Annotated in this window: 12 protein-coding genes; 8 read left to right on the forward strand and 4 right to left on the reverse strand. The window is 70.8% G+C overall.

The features are described from left to right. Positions 1–32 precede the first annotated feature (32 nt). Both ACH492_RS16150 and ACH492_RS16155 read left to right on the forward strand, forming a co-directional pair. Positions 33–1,196, forward strand: a complete 1,164-nt coding sequence (locus tag ACH492_RS16150; RefSeq protein ID WP_398986913.1) for a hypothetical protein — start codon at positions 33–35, stop codon at positions 1,194–1,196. Then, the gene (locus tag ACH492_RS16155; protein ID WP_398986915.1) at positions 1,193–2,527 is read left to right on the forward strand and encodes an extracellular solute-binding protein; all 1,335 of its coding nucleotides are present in this window, start codon (positions 1,193–1,195) and stop codon (positions 2,525–2,527) included. The genes ACH492_RS16150 and ACH492_RS16155 overlap by 4 nt, the downstream gene beginning before the upstream one ends. A gap of 13 nt (positions 2,528–2,540) precedes the next feature. Here the strand turns inward: ACH492_RS16155 and purU are convergent, their stop codons facing one another. Both purU and ACH492_RS16165 read right to left on the reverse strand, forming a co-directional pair. Beyond that, positions 2,541–3,392: a formyltetrahydrofolate deformylase gene (gene purU / locus ACH492_RS16160; RefSeq protein ID WP_398986917.1), complete on the reverse strand. Its 852-nt coding sequence runs from the start codon at positions 3,390–3,392 to the stop codon at positions 2,541–2,543. 71 nt (positions 3,393–3,463) lie between these two features. Beyond that, the gene (locus ACH492_RS16165; protein ID WP_398987351.1) at positions 3,464–3,910 is read right to left on the reverse strand and encodes a hypothetical protein; all 447 of its coding nucleotides are present in this window, start codon (positions 3,908–3,910) and stop codon (positions 3,464–3,466) included. A gap of 173 nt (positions 3,911–4,083) precedes the next feature. On the opposite strand from ACH492_RS16165, the gene ACH492_RS16170 reads away from it, so the two are divergent. After that, entirely contained in the window at positions 4,084–5,472 is a 1,389-nt protein-coding gene (locus ACH492_RS16170) for an ABC transporter substrate-binding protein (protein ID WP_398986919.1), read from the forward strand. A gap of 27 nt (positions 5,473–5,499) precedes the next feature. Here the strand turns inward: ACH492_RS16170 and ACH492_RS16175 are convergent, their stop codons facing one another. Together ACH492_RS16175 and ACH492_RS16180 are read right to left on the reverse strand one after the other, a co-directional pair. Beyond that, positions 5,500–7,137 carry a hypothetical protein gene (locus tag ACH492_RS16175; protein ID WP_398986921.1) on the reverse strand — a complete coding sequence of 546 codons (1,638 nt, stop codon included), beginning with the start codon at positions 7,135–7,137 and terminating at the stop codon, positions 5,500–5,502. Between the two features lie 367 nt (positions 7,138–7,504). Further along, on the reverse strand, positions 7,505–8,887 hold the full coding sequence (locus ACH492_RS16180) for a transcriptional regulator (protein ID WP_398986923.1): 1,383 nt from the start codon (positions 8,885–8,887) through the stop codon (positions 7,505–7,507). 278 nt (positions 8,888–9,165) lie between these two features. On the opposite strand from ACH492_RS16180, the gene ACH492_RS16185 reads away from it, so the two are divergent. The 5 genes from ACH492_RS16185 to ACH492_RS16205 all read left to right on the forward strand — a co-directional run bounded on the left by ACH492_RS16185 (position 9,166) and on the right by ACH492_RS16205 (position 13,376). Further along, positions 9,166–9,822: a bifunctional DNA primase/polymerase gene (locus ACH492_RS16185; protein WP_398987353.1), complete on the forward strand. Its 657-nt coding sequence runs from the start codon at positions 9,166–9,168 to the stop codon at positions 9,820–9,822. A gap of 58 nt (positions 9,823–9,880) precedes the next feature. Then, positions 9,881–10,702, forward strand: a complete 822-nt coding sequence (locus tag ACH492_RS16190) for an ABC transporter ATP-binding protein (protein ID WP_398986925.1) — start codon at positions 9,881–9,883, stop codon at positions 10,700–10,702. Continuing rightward, positions 10,699–12,294 carry a transporter gene (locus ACH492_RS16195; RefSeq protein WP_398986927.1) on the forward strand — a complete coding sequence of 532 codons (1,596 nt, stop codon included), beginning with the start codon at positions 10,699–10,701 and terminating at the stop codon, positions 12,292–12,294. Before ACH492_RS16190 ends, ACH492_RS16195 begins: the two co-directional genes overlap by 4 nt. A 69-nt stretch (positions 12,295–12,363) precedes the next feature. Further along, a complete protein-coding gene (locus tag ACH492_RS16200; RefSeq protein ID WP_398986929.1) occupies positions 12,364–13,179 on the forward strand; it encodes a hypothetical protein in 816 nt (271 codons plus the stop codon). A gap of 44 nt (positions 13,180–13,223) precedes the next feature. After that, positions 13,224–13,376: a hypothetical protein gene (locus tag ACH492_RS16205; protein ID WP_398986931.1), complete on the forward strand. Its 153-nt coding sequence runs from the start codon at positions 13,224–13,226 to the stop codon at positions 13,374–13,376. Positions 13,377–13,587: the final 211 nt, after the last annotated feature.

Raw genomic sequence — 13,587 nt, forward strand, 5'->3', positions numbered from 1 at the left:
CCGGCGCGGCACCACGGCCCCCGGGAGAGCGCATGACCAGCCGCAAGCTGTTCCGCCCGGGCCTCGACCGGCTCCGCCCTGCCCTCGCGCGGCTGCGCCCCGCCGCCACCCGCGTCCTCCCTGCCCTGCGCGGGCTCTTCCCCGCACTGTGGCTGCGCGCCGCGGGCCGAACCCCCGAGGGGAGCCGCCCCACCGCCGCGTTCCTGCGCCGCCGGATGCTGGTGCTGCCCGCGCTCGCCGTGGTCGCCCTCGCCCTCTCCGCGGCCGCCTACGGCGACGTGCACGGCCGTACGGAGCGGCTGCGGGATCGTTGCGCGCCCGCGCTCGTGGATCTGGCGCGGGCCCGGGTCTCCCTCGAACTCGCCCAGGTCCAGGCCGAGTTACGCCTCAAAACCGCCGAGCAGGCCGGCTCTGTCGAGCTCGGCGAGACCTACCGCTCGCTGCTCACCGAGGCCTCGCAGAGCCTCAACCGGGTCGCGCAGTCCAGGGCTCTGCACAAGGCGCAGCAGCAGGAGCTGCGGGTCGTCTCCGGCCTGGTCGTCGCATACGGCGACAAGATCGCGTGGGCCGACCGGAACCGTCTGAGCGAAGTGCTGCGCGAAGCCGGGGTCGACTACGCCGACGACATGCTGCGCGGCAAGCATCTGACCGTCGCCCAGGCCACCCCCCAGGAGCCCATCTCCATCCTCGACCGCATCGCGGAGCTGGAGCGCCAACTCCACGAGGAGAACCGCGACCTGGCGGCCTGGAGCCCGCTCACTCTGGCCGCGGCGGCCGCCGCGGCACTCTCCGCCGCCCTCTTCGCCTTCGTCCTCGTCGGCACCTCGGTCTTCCTGCGGGACCGGCTGCGGCTGATCAGCGTGCAGCTGGCGGTGGCCGCGGTACCGGTGCTTCTCACGCCCGTTCTGCTGGCCGTCGGCGGTGCCGAGGAGCACGCCGCGCAGGAGCGGGTGCGTACGACCGTCGGCGCCCTGGAGCAGCTGGGCGCGGAACGCACGGCACCCCGAAGGATCGAGTCCACAGCACGCGAGGCGGCCACGGTGATGCGCGAGGCCCACCCCGACGCCTGGTCGGTGACCGCGGGCGTCGTCGTTCCCGCGGCCGGGGTGGGCGCGCTCGCCTGCGGCGCCACGCTCTTCCTCTACGGCCGGCCCTATCCGGCCGTTCGCCCCCGACGGAAGTACACAGACGTATGAAGCGATTGAGGGCACTGCTGGCCTGCTGTCTGCTCACCGCTGCCGCGGTGACGGCCGGCGGCTGCTCGGACGTGGCCGAGGAGCGGACCCTGGTCGTCCTCGGCCCGTGGACCGACGGCGAGGAGAGACCGTTCGTGGCGGCGCTGCGGCGCATCGGTGAGCGGACCGGACGCAGTTACGTCTACAAGGGCACCCGCTCCCTGCGCGAGACGCTGGTGGCTCAGCTCCAGGCGGGCGCGCCGCCGGACCTGGCGATCCTGAGCAGCCCCGGTGAGCTCGCCGAGTACGCCAGGGCCTCAGACGCGTATCCGCTCCCTCAGCGGGTGGCCGGGGCCGCGGTCCCGCCGTGGGCGCCCTTGGTGACCGTCGAGAACGAGCAGGGCGAGGTCCGTACGCACGCCTACTGGGCACCGGTGCGGGTCGACCTGAAGTCGCTGGTCTTCAGCCGCGCAAAGAGCACCGGGAAGAAGCCGGACTGGTGCCTGGGCGTGGGCTCCGGCGCCACCTCCGGCTGGCCGGGCACGGACTGGGTGGAGGACCTGCTGCTGCAACGGCAGGGACCCGCCGCGTACGAGAGGTGGGCGACCGGCAAGACGCCGTGGCAGCAGACAAGGGCGGCCTGGAAGGAGTGGGCCGCGCTGCTCGCCGCGAACGACGGGAAACTCGCGTGGGAGGGGCTCAACATGTCCTTCGAGCGGCTCGACAACGGCCGGTACGGGCTCCTGAACGGCGGTCACTGCACCCATGAACACCAGGGGTCGTTCATCCGCCGCCACTACGGCGACGACGTGCAGCCCACGTCCACCGCCGCCTTCTTCGGCGCGGGGAGGACCGGTGGGCAGAGCTACGGTCAGCGCGACGGGCGGGGCGACGGGCGGGGCGAGGCGCGGAGCGAGGACAACGCCTTCGAGGTCTCCGGCGACATGGCCGCGGTCTTCAAGCCCAGCGCCGCTGCCTGGGACCTGCTCGACCGGCTGACCTCCCGCCAGGCCCGCGAGGACTGGGCGAAGGCGGCGCGGCCCGGGGAGCGGCCGTACTTTCCCGGCGGCGCGTTCGGCACCGTACCTCTGTCGCAGAACACCCGTGCCGTGCAGGGCCTGTTCGACGGGGCGAGCCAGATCTGCCTGGACGCCTCGGACGCCATGCCGCCGACGCTGCGGGACGCCTTCTACCGCGCCGTACTGGAATTCCTGGGCAATCCGCAGGACGCGAGTCTGCTGGACCGGCTGCTCAAACAGTTGGAGGCGGAACGGATCCTGCAAGTGCAGGAGCGGGCGTTCGTACTGGATGACCTGTGCGAGAACGTGCCCGGACCGTCCGGCAGCCGGTGAGGACAGCGCGCGGTTACGCGAACACAACCGTACGGCGGCCGTTGAGCAGGATCCGGTGCTCCGCGTGCCACTTCACCGCACGCGCCAGCGCCTGGCACTCCACATCACGGCCGATCGCCACCAGCTGCTCGGGGGTGACCCCGTGGCCGACCCGCTCGACCTCCTGCTCGATGATCGGGCCCTCGTCGAGGTCGGCCGTCACATAGTGCGCGGTCGCGCCGATCAGCTTCACGCCGCGCTCGTGCGCCTGGTGGTACGGCTTCGCGCCCTTGAAGCTCGGCAGGAAGGAGTGGTGGATGTTGATGATCCGGCCGCTCAGCTGCTTGCACAGATCGTTCGAGAGCACCTGCATATAGCGGGCGAGCACCACCAGCTCGACGTTCTCACCGCGCACCAGCTCCAGCAACTGCGCCTCGGCCTCGGCCTTGTTGTCCTTGGTGACCGGAATGTGATGGAACGGGACGTCGTACGAGGCGACCAGCTCGGCGAAGTCCGTGTGATTGGAGACGACCGCCGCGATCTCGACCGGCAGCGCGCCGGTCCTGGAGCGGAAGAGCAGGTCGTTGAGGCAGTGACCGAACTTGCTGACCATCAGCACGATCCGCATCCGCTCGTCGGCGAGATGGATCTGCCAGTCCATCTGGAACGAGTCCCCGACGGCGGCGAAGCTGGCCCGCAGCTTGCCCACGGTCACCGGCGCCTCGGCCGAGAAGTGGACCCGCATGAAGAACAGTCCCGTGTCCCGGTCTCCGAACTGCTGACTGTCCTCGATGTTGCAGCCGGTGATGAAGAGATAGCTCGACACGGCGTGCACAATGCCCTGTTTGTCCGGGCAGGAGAGCGTCAGGACGTACTGGTCGGTCATCCTCGTAGGGTGCCATATCCGCCGGTCCCGAACGATCCCGGCCCGTCAGGCGGACCCTCGGGGGCGGAGCCTCAGGCGGACCGCGTCATGATTCGCAGCACATCGAGCGAGCGCGGCGGCGCGTCCGGATCCTCACCGTCGCTCGCGGAGAGGCGTACGTGTGCCTCGCGGGCGGCCCGTACGGCTTCCGGCCAGCCATGGTGTTCCAGATAGGCCGATACGGGAGCGTCCGCACCGACTTGGTGCATGATCCGCAGCACCCGCAGGACGGCGACATCGACGAGGGCGGCCTCGCCCGAGTCGCGGAAGATCGTCCCGACGTACTTCTCGGCGGACCAGTTGTCCAGCCAGGTGTCCTCGACCAGGCGGTACACGGCGTCGGTGACGTCGCCGTATCCCTCTCGGCCGGCCAGCCAGCACTCCTGATGGAAGACGGGGTCGGAAAGCATGTGCAGCGCCGAGCGCACATTGCTGCGCCAGCGCCACCAGGGCATGTCGTTGAGCGGCATGCCGCCCATGGTGGAGGAGCGACGGCCGCGACGGGAAGAGGTGTCCGAACCTTGCTGCACGCCGTCGATCGTACGTTCCCCTCTCGCTCGACCGAACACCCCCCTGTAATTCACCTTCCCGTCACCCTTCGTTGAAGAATGCTCACTACTCCGTTACCCGGGAAGCGGAAATGTGGCGGAGCATGACCGGTTGGCGACGCTCCTCCTCCCCCCGCCCCTCCAGGACCGCTCGAGTTCGCGCCGTGTGTATGACCACGGCTGCCGTGGCGGCCGGTGCGTCGCTGGTCACCGGCTGTGGCGTCTTCCCTGGAGGCTCGGGGGGCTCCAGGGAGCCCGTCAAGGTGATGACCTTCGCCCCCGAGGAGACACGGGCGACGAACATGCCCGGTATGCCGGCGATGGCGAAGGCGTACGCCCGCTGGGCCAAGACGCACGGCGGGCTCGACGGACACGAGCTGCGCATCATCTCCTGCAACGAGCAGAACACCTCGACCGGCGCCGCCGCCTGCGCCCGGCGGGCGGTCAAGGAGGGCGTGGTCGCGGTCGTCGGCTCCTACAGCCAGCACGGCGAAGCCTTCATGGCCCCGCTGGAGGCCGCGGGCATCCCCTTCATCGGCGGCTACGGGATATCCGAGGAGGAGTTCACCAGCTACCTCTCCTACCCGGTCAACGGCGGCCAGGCGGCCCTCCTGGCCGGCAACGGCCAGCAGCTCGCGGACACCTGCGACCGGGTCTCGCTGGTGCGGCCCAACACCCTGGCGGGCGACGAACTGCCCGGGCTGCTCAATGCCGGCCTCGCGGAGGGCAGTCGGCGCAAGTCGGTGGACATCCTGGCGGCGGAGGACGCGACGGACTACACGGCGCAGGCGGAGCAGGCCCGCAGGAAGGCGGGGGCCAGGTCCGGGTCGGGGTTCGGATCCAGCTCGGGGTCCGGGTCGGGGTCCGCGTCGCAGGCCGGATCGGGGTCCGGAACCGGGTCGGAAGACCGCCCGGGGTGCGTCACCGCCGCGCTCGGCGACCGTACCGAGACCTTCTTCGACTCCTTCCGGCGGCTGCCGGAGGACGACCGGAAGATCCGGGTTTCCTCCGTCATGGGCTCCGTCGGCCAGCCCCTCATCGACCGCACGGGCGGCCGCAATGGCCCGTTCGAAGGCGCCTACATCACGGGCTGGTATCCGGACGCCGGCGACACGCGCTGGGGCGAGATGGAGCGGGTGATCCGCGCCCACGCGTTCGGCGACAACCGCATCGACCCGGCCGACGCGGGCGTGCAGACCACCTGGATCGCGTACACCGTGCTGCGGACGGTCATCCAGTCGCTCGACTCGGACGACATCACGGCGGGGAAGATCGCGCACGCTCTGGACAGCGGGGTACAGGTGACGACCGGCGGACTGACTCCCACCCTGCGCTGGGACTACGAGGACATGCTCGGTACGCCCGGCTTCCCGCGGATCGTGAACCGAAGCGTGACGTTCCAAGTGGTACGCGACGGGCGGCTGGTGGCCCAGAAGCAGGGCTTCGTGGACGTCAGCAAGACGCTGTCGGCTTCCGCCGTCACGTCTGGCTGACGCCGCGCGTCTGTCTCCTGCCGTCCCCTACAGCTGGTCGCTGCGCCGCTCGGTGAGGCCGTACTTTCCGGCGATGGCGTTCCACAGCGCGGAGGCTTCCTTCTTGGCCTTGGTCGCATCACCGCTGGCGCGGTTTGCCTGGGCGGTCTGTCCCGTATTGCGCGCCCGGCCGTCCTTGCAGCCCTTCTTGCCCTCGACCTGCTCGGCCCAGGCCGCGTAGTGGTCGTCCGCCGATGCGGACGCCTGCCAGGCCTTGGTGAGCGACGCGGTCAGCTGGGCGTGGCTGGGCAGCTTGTCCACGGTGAGCCCCTCCAGGCGGGTCACCAGACCGCGGCGCTGCTCCGCGGCCCCGCTCAGATCACTGGCCGCCTGGTCCAGGTTCTTGCACTGCTTGATGTTCTCCACCGAGCGGATGACTGCGGCACGGCTGTTGTTGCTGTCGGCGAGGAGCTTGTCGAGCGCCTCGGCCTGCGGCTTGGCGGGGTCGTCAGCGGCCTTGGGGCTGCCGCTGGGGGCGTCGGAGGTGGCGGCGACGTTCTTGCCGGCGCCGGGGTCGTTCTTCTCGTCCCCGCCACCGCCGAACATGACGGCGCTGACGCCGAGCCCGAGGACGGCACAGCCGACGACGACAGCGGCAATGACGGGCACGTGCGAGGACTTACGCCGCCGGGGCTCGTGCTCGGGATCCTGCGGCTCGTACGGCGCCTGCGGCTGCGGGTACTGCGGCTGCTGGTACTGCTGCTGACGCGGCGGCCGGCCGACCCCGCGCGGGGCCTCGAACCGGGGCAACTGCTGTGTGGCGTCCGGGGTTTGGCCGTCGGGCGCGTCCGTGCGGAAGAGGCTGTCGAACTCCGCGGGCGGCTGCCGGTCACCGGGAGTCCCCGGCCGGATCCCAAAGGGCGCGGCGGAGGGCGCGGCCGGCACGGGCGGGATGTACTGCGTGGCATCGGCGTCGGCCCCCGGGACGGGCGCCTGCGCGGGCCCGGTCCCCAGGAACTGCGTCGACTCGGCAGGAGCCTCGGGCGGCAGCGCCCCGGGCGCGACGGGAGGGATGTACTGCGTGGCGTCGGAGTCCCCCATGGGGACGGCCTGCGGGGGCAGGGCCTGCGGCAGCGGCTGCGCACCGTGCCCGGCCTGCGGGGCCTGTCCGTACCCCGCCTGTGCGGGCGGCAGCGCGTCGTACCCGCCCTGTGCGGGCGGCAGCGCGTCATACCCGCCCTGTGCGGGCGGCAGCGCGTCATACCCGCCCTGAGCGGGCGGCAGCGCGTCATACCCGCCCTGAGCGGGCGGCAGCGCGTCATACCCGCCCTGAGCGGGCGGCAGCGCGTCATACCCGCCCTGAGCGGGCGGCAGCGCGTCATACCCCGCCTCCGGCGGCTGTCCCTGTGGCGGCAGCTGCTGCGCGCCGTACCCCGCCTCCGCCTGCGGGGCCTCGCCCCAGCCGGGCTGCGCGACCGGGCCACCGTCAGTCGGCGGCCCGGGCTGCCCCGGCTGCTGCTGCGGCCCCCACGGCTCACCCCACGGCTGTCCGCCCGCCGGAGCCACCTGGGCGTCGGAGACGCCCGGAATCCAGGGCTCACTTCCGTCGGCGGGCAGCACGACGCCTTCGTACGCGGGCTGTGCAGCAGGCAGCTGCTGCTCGTCACCCTGTCCGTTTTGCGTCACCGGGACTCCTACGTGTGGACCTACGGAATCGTCGGCTCACGCTACCGGGTACGTCAGCTGCTCCGCACACACGTGTGGAAGCCGTAACAAGAAGCCTCCCTAAGACGCTGTTAAAAGTCGGCCGACGATGAGCGGCGGAAGGGGTCCGGGGGCGCAGCCCCCAGGGCGTGTTTTGGAAGTAGCGCCGTCCGCCCGCAGGGCGGGCCCTGCGGCGTCTGGTGCGTGCAATCGCAAGGCGGTGGGGGCACCCCCGGACGAAGTCTGGGGGAGATCGCCCTCGTACTCGTCGTACTTGGGCGACTCCGACAACATCGCGTGGGGGCACCTCCCAGGCGAAGCTCCGGGGGAGGGACTTCAAAAACACGCCCTAGGCTGCCTGGAGCTCCAGCCGCGCCCCGAACTCCCGCACCGCCGACTCGTCCCCGTACGGCTCGAGCCGCTGCTGAAGGTCTTCCAGATACTCCGCGCCCCGGCTCGAGCGCAGTGTTCCCAGCAGTTCCACCGCGCGCGTGCCCGTGTGGCAGGCCTGTTCCACCTCGCGCTGCTGCACCTGGGCCGTGGCCAGCAGGACGAGGCCGATCGCCCGGCGCCTGGCCCTCGACTCCGGGTGGCCGTCCAGCGCGTGGGACGCGTGGTGCGCGGCCGCCTCCGCGTGGCCCAGGTCGCGGTAGCAGTGCGCCAGCTCGTCCCCGAGATAGGCGTGGTCGAAGTGGGCGATCCATACCGGATCGTCCCCCGCCGACGGCTCGGCCCGCTCCAGTGCGGCGAGCGCCTTGCCTGCCACCTCGTGGCAGGTGCGGGCGTCGCCGAGCAGGGCGTGCCCGCGCGCCTCTGCCGCGAAGAACATCGCCTCGGCCCTCGGGGTGACGTGGCCCCGCGCGCCTTCCTGCGCGGCCCGCGCCAGCTGGGCGATCTCCCGGGGGTTCCCCAGCTGCGCCGCGAGGTGGCTCATGGAGGCCGCCAGCACATACCCGCCGTAACCGCGGTCGCCCGCCGCCTGGGCGAGACGCAGCGCCTGGATGTAGTACCGCTGGGCGAGCCCGGGCTGGCCGGTGTCGACGGCCATGTAGCCGGCGAGCTCCGTCAACCGGGCGACCGCCGCGAACAGTTCGCGGCCGACCGATTCGCGGTACGACCCCGAAAGGAGACCGGAGACCACGCTGTTCAGGTAGTGCACGAGGACCGGACGGACGTGCCCGCTGCCGAAGCGGTGGTCCAGCTCGGTCAGGGCTGTCGTCATCGCCCGTACCGCTTCGACGTCAGAGACCCCGACCCGCGCCCCCACCGTACGCGCCACCTGCGTGTCCGCGCCGGTGATCAGCCAGTCGCGGCTCGGCTCGACCAGTGCGGACGCGGCGACCGCCGCCCCGGACAGGAAGTCGCGGCGGCCGACGTCGCTGCGCCACAGCTCGCAGACCTGCTCGATCGCGCCGAGCACCGTCGGCGAGAACTGCAGGCCCACGCCCGACGCCAGGTTCTTGCCGTTCGCCATGCCGATTTCGTCGATCGTGACCGTCCGGCCGAGTTTGCGGCCGAGCGCCTCCGCGATGATTCCCGGCGCCCGGCCGCGCGGCTGCTGCCCGCGCAGCCAGCGCGCCACCGATGTTTTGTCGTAGCGCAGGTCCAACCCCCGCTCCGCGCCGACCATGTTGACTCGGCGGGCGAGGCCGGCGTTGGAGCATCCGGCTTCCTGAATGAGCGCCTGCAACCGTTCGTTCGGTTGTCGGGCGACGAGAGGTCTGGCTGCCATGACTACCCCCTGAGGCCGCGGTGATCAATGAAGTGATCACTGCCCGGCTGATATACGGAGAATGCAGACTTGGAGCGAGTTCGTCGGTTTTTCCCGGGAATCGGCGTGACCCCCTGCGAGTGGCTACCCGCCCGCCGCCGTCCGGCCTCATGCGCGCCCCCACCCGTGCACCCGTGCGCCCCGCGTGCAGGATCGATGCTTCGCGCCCCGCTACGGCACGCCCGTAACCCAAGGTGACGGCGGTAGTTGAGTCTGTCGTGGAAGAGACCATCGGAGTCATGGAAGCCGCGCAGATCCCCCAGCAGCGAGGTGAGCAGCAGCTGGACCATGCCGTGCGGTACGCGGAAGAGCGGCATTGGGATGTGTTCCCCGGCACCTGGCTCGAGGCGGTGGACGGCAGAGAACACTGCTCGTGCGGCGACGTCGCCTGCGCCTCGCCCGGCGCTCACCCAGCGAGGCCGGACTGGGCAAACCAGGCGACCGGGAGCGCGACCGCGGCCCGCCGGCTGTGGTCGAAGCAGCCGAAGGCGTCGATCCTGCTGCCGACGGGCCGCACCTTCGACGCCATCGACGTCCCCGAGTCCGCGGGCTTCCTGGCGCTGGCGCGGTTGGAGCGGATGGGCCTCCCTCTCGGTCCGGTGACCTGCACCCCCAACCGCCGGATGCTGTTCTTCGTACTGCCCGGAGCCGCCCTCAAGGTCCCCGATCTGATCCGCACCCTGGGCTGGGCGCCGAGCTCCATCGATCTGATCGCGCGCGGCCAGGGCCACTATGTCGCGGCCCCGCCGACCCGCATCGGCGGCCATGGCGCGGTGCAGTGGGCGCGCCGCCCCACCTCCGCCAACCGGTGGCTGCCGGACGCGGACGAGTTGATCAGCCCGCTGGCGTACGCCTGCGGGCGGGAGGCTGCCGCTGAACGAGCACGCCGTAGATAGACGTGCCGTACATAAGGTGGACCCGTACAGACACGGGGACATCGAAAGGCAGGGCACCATGCCGGACCAGGCAATTGGAGCCACAAAGGCGGGCGGAGCGCACACAGCGCCGCCCGCCGTTCGCGTTGAGGGGCTGTGGAAGCGGTTCGGCGAGCAGATCGCGGTCGCCGGCATCGATCTGACGCTCCCCGCCGGCAAGTTCATCGGCCTGGTCGGACCGAACGGCGCGGGCAAGACGACGACTCTGTCGATGCTGACGGGCCTGCTCCGCCCGGATCAGGGGCGGGTGGAGGTGTCGGGCCACGATGTGTGGCGCGATCCGGTCGAGGTGAAGTCCCGGATAGGCGTGCTGCCGGAGGGTCTGCGCCTCTTCGAGCGCCTCTCGGGCCGCGAGTTGCTCGCATACAGCGGGCGGCTGCGGGGCCTTCCGGGCGCCGAGGTCGACAAGCGCACCACGCAGCTTCTGGACGTACTGGACCTGGCGGGCGCGCAGCACAAGCTGGTCGTCGACTACTCGACGGGCATGCGGAAGAAGATCGGTCTTGCGACCGCTCTGCTCCACAACCCCGAAGTGCTGTTCCTGGACGAGCCGTTCGAGGGCGTCGACCCGGTGTCGGCGCAGACGATCCGCGGCGTCCTCGAGCGGTACACCGCATCTGGCGCGACGGTCGTCTTCTCCAGCCATGTGATGGAACTGGTGGAGTCGCTGTGCGACTGGGTGGCGGTGATGGCCGCGGGCCGCATCCGCGTACAGGGCCCGCTGGCGGAGGTACGGGGCGATGCGCCGTCGCTGCAGAGCGCGTTCCTGGAGCTGGTGGGGGCGAACGGCCGCGATGCCGGTCAGTCACTGGACTGGCTCGGCGGCGGTGGGTCACGGTGAACACCGCTTCCCTGGCCCCCATTTTCGTACGGCTGAAGCTGTCACTGCTGCGCAACGGTCTGCGGCAGTCCTCCGGCCGCAGGGCCGCGTACATCTCGTCCATCGTCGTCACGCTGCTCTTCGCGGCGCTCCAGCTCATCGGTCTGATCGCGCTGCGCGGAAACGATCACGCGGCGTCGGTGGCGGTGCTGCTGACGGCGGTGCTGGCACTCGGCTGGGCGGTGATGCCGCTGTTCTTCCCCAGCGGTGACGAGACACTGGACCCGACCCGTCTGGTGATGCTGCCGCTGCGTCCCCAGCCTCTTGTACGGGCGCTGCTCGTCGCATCGCTCGTGGGCATCGGCCCGCTGTTCACGCTGTGCCTGGCGGTGGGCTCGGCGATCGCCCTCGCGCACGGGGCGGCCGGGGTCCTGGTCTCCGTCCTCGCCATTGTGCTCACCCTGCTGGTGTGCGTGGCGCTGGCGCGGGCGGTCGCGGCGGCGAACATCCGCCTGCTGACCTCGCGCAAGGGCCGCGACCTCGCGGTGCTCAGCGGTTTGGTGGTCGCGGTGGGCATCCAGGTCGTCAACTTCGGCGCACAGAGGATCGGGGACGCGGGGGGCCTCTCGGCGCTGGACCCGGTGGCGGGAATCGTACGGTGGCTGCCGCCGGCGTCCGCGATCGGCGCGGTGGATTCGGTGAGCGAGGGCTCGTACGCGGTCGCGGCGGGGCAGTTGGCCCTGTCGGCCGTGGCTCTGTTCGCTCTGCTGTGGTCCTGGCAGCGCAGCCTGACGAAGCTGATGACGACCCCGGACGGCTCTACCCTGGCCGCGGCTTCGGAGCCGACCCGCAAGGAGGCTGCCTCCAGCTTCCATCAGCTGCTGCCCGAGGGACGTACGGGCACGGTGATGCAGCGGAGCCTGCGCTATGTGTGGCGCGACCCGAAGACGAAGGCGGCGTGGGTGACGGCGCTGGCGATCGGCCTGATCGTGCCGCTGTTCAACGCGCTGCAGGGCACGGGCTCGGTCTACTTCGCCTGCTTCGCGGCGGGGATGCTCGGCATCCAGATGTACAACCAGTTCGGCCAGGACACGTCCGCGTTCTGGATGGTGGCGCTGACGATCTCGTCCACGAAGGACGCGTACACGGAACTGCGCGCCCGCGCCCTGGCGTTGCTGGTGATCACCCTTCCGTATACGGCCCTGGTCGCGTCCCTCACCGCCGCGGTGCTCGGCGACTGGAAGGCCCTGCCGGAGGTGCTCGGCCTCTCCTTCGCGCTGCTGGGCGCGATGCTGGCGACGGGGGCGGTGGCGTCGGCCCGTTTCCCGTACTCGATCCCGCAGGACAGCGCGTACAAGAACGTCGCCCCGGGGCAGGGCGGGCTCGCCTGGATCTCGATCTTCGGCGGCATGATCTCGGCGGCGGTGCTGTGCGCCCCGGTGATCGCACTGACGATCTGGCTGCATGCCTCCAACTCCCAGTCGGCGCTGTGGCTGCTGCTGCCGTTGGGCACGGCGTACGGCGTGCTGATCGGATGGGCGGGGGTGCGGGTGGCGGCGCCGCAGACGGCGAGGAGGCTGCCGGAGATTCTGACGGCGGTCAGCAAGGGGTAAGGGGTGAAGGCACAGAGGTGAGGGACCTGTTGGTGGGGCGCTACGCACCCGTCAAGTAGCGTGACGGCCATGTCGACGCCGCCGCCCCCGAACCCGTATACGCAGCCTCAGTATCCGCAACGTCCTCAGTACCCGCAGTATCCGCAGCAGGGGTACGCGCCTCAGCCGCAGTACCAGCCGCCGTACCCGGGGACGGGTGGCCCGGCGTACGGCTGGGGCGCGCCGCCGCCCCCGCCGCCGAAGAAGAACCAGGGCCCGAAGATCGCGCTCATCACGATGGCGTCCATCGCGGGTCTGTTCGCCGTCTCCTGGTTCGGGAACAACGTCGTCGGTGGTGGCAGCAGCAGTGGGAGTGGGAGCTTCCCGCAGGCGGAGTACCAACTGACGCTCCCCGAGACGCTGCTGGACGGAAAGTACAAGCTGGCCGACGACCAGTCCGACAAGGGCCAGGCCGGGCTGGCCGGCACGAGCGAGGCCAACATCCGCGATGCCAAGGCCACCGTGGGGCAGTACCTCTCGACGTCGGAGTCCGGAGTCCTGGTCATCTCGGGCGGGTACGGCCGCATCAAGGACCCTGACGAGGCCCGCACCAAGATTCTGAAGGGCGCCGGGGATTCGGACGGATCCACCATCGCCGTACCCGCCAAGGACTTCACTCCGGCCGGCTCCGAAGTGACCATCACCTGCCAGGTGCTGACGACGGAACAGACCGGTGGCGGAACGTCCACGCTCCCGATGTGCGCCTGGGCCGACGACAACACCAGTGCGGCAGTCGCCCTGACCAACGTCCAGATCGCGAAGCAGACCCCGGAGGAGGTCGACCTCAAGGCGGTGGCGGAGGCGACGCTGAAGGTGCGCGAGGCGGCGCGGAAGCCGATCGGCTGACGACCTGCGTCAGGTCAGGGCATGGTGACGGACCATACGTCCCCATGCCCTGGCCGGTAGTCGCGCTCGTCGTCCGGACTGTCCACCACGAGTGCCGAGGCCTTCGCGAGAGCGCCGCGTCCGCAGAGATCGTCACCACCACCCCCACACAACTCCGCGGCCTCACCGCGGCCATCAGGGCGACACCCGGCGATTAGCACGCGTATACGTTCCGCCCCCGCAGGCGGACCCACACCGCGACGGCCGCGCCCCTCACCGAGCGACGCTTTCCAGTCGAAGCGGCTCGACCGAACAAAGGGCCGCCCGGGCATTCATGCAGCTCAGAGGGTAGTTTTCCGCTGCACCACCAGTAATCGTCCACATGCTGGACACACTCCCGCACCCGCTCCGAGCTGCCCGAACGACCAT

The organism is Streptomyces sp. NPDC019443 (genome assembly GCF_044389785.1).
Taxonomy (GTDB): Bacteria; Actinomycetota; Actinomycetes; order Streptomycetales; family Streptomycetaceae; genus Streptomyces.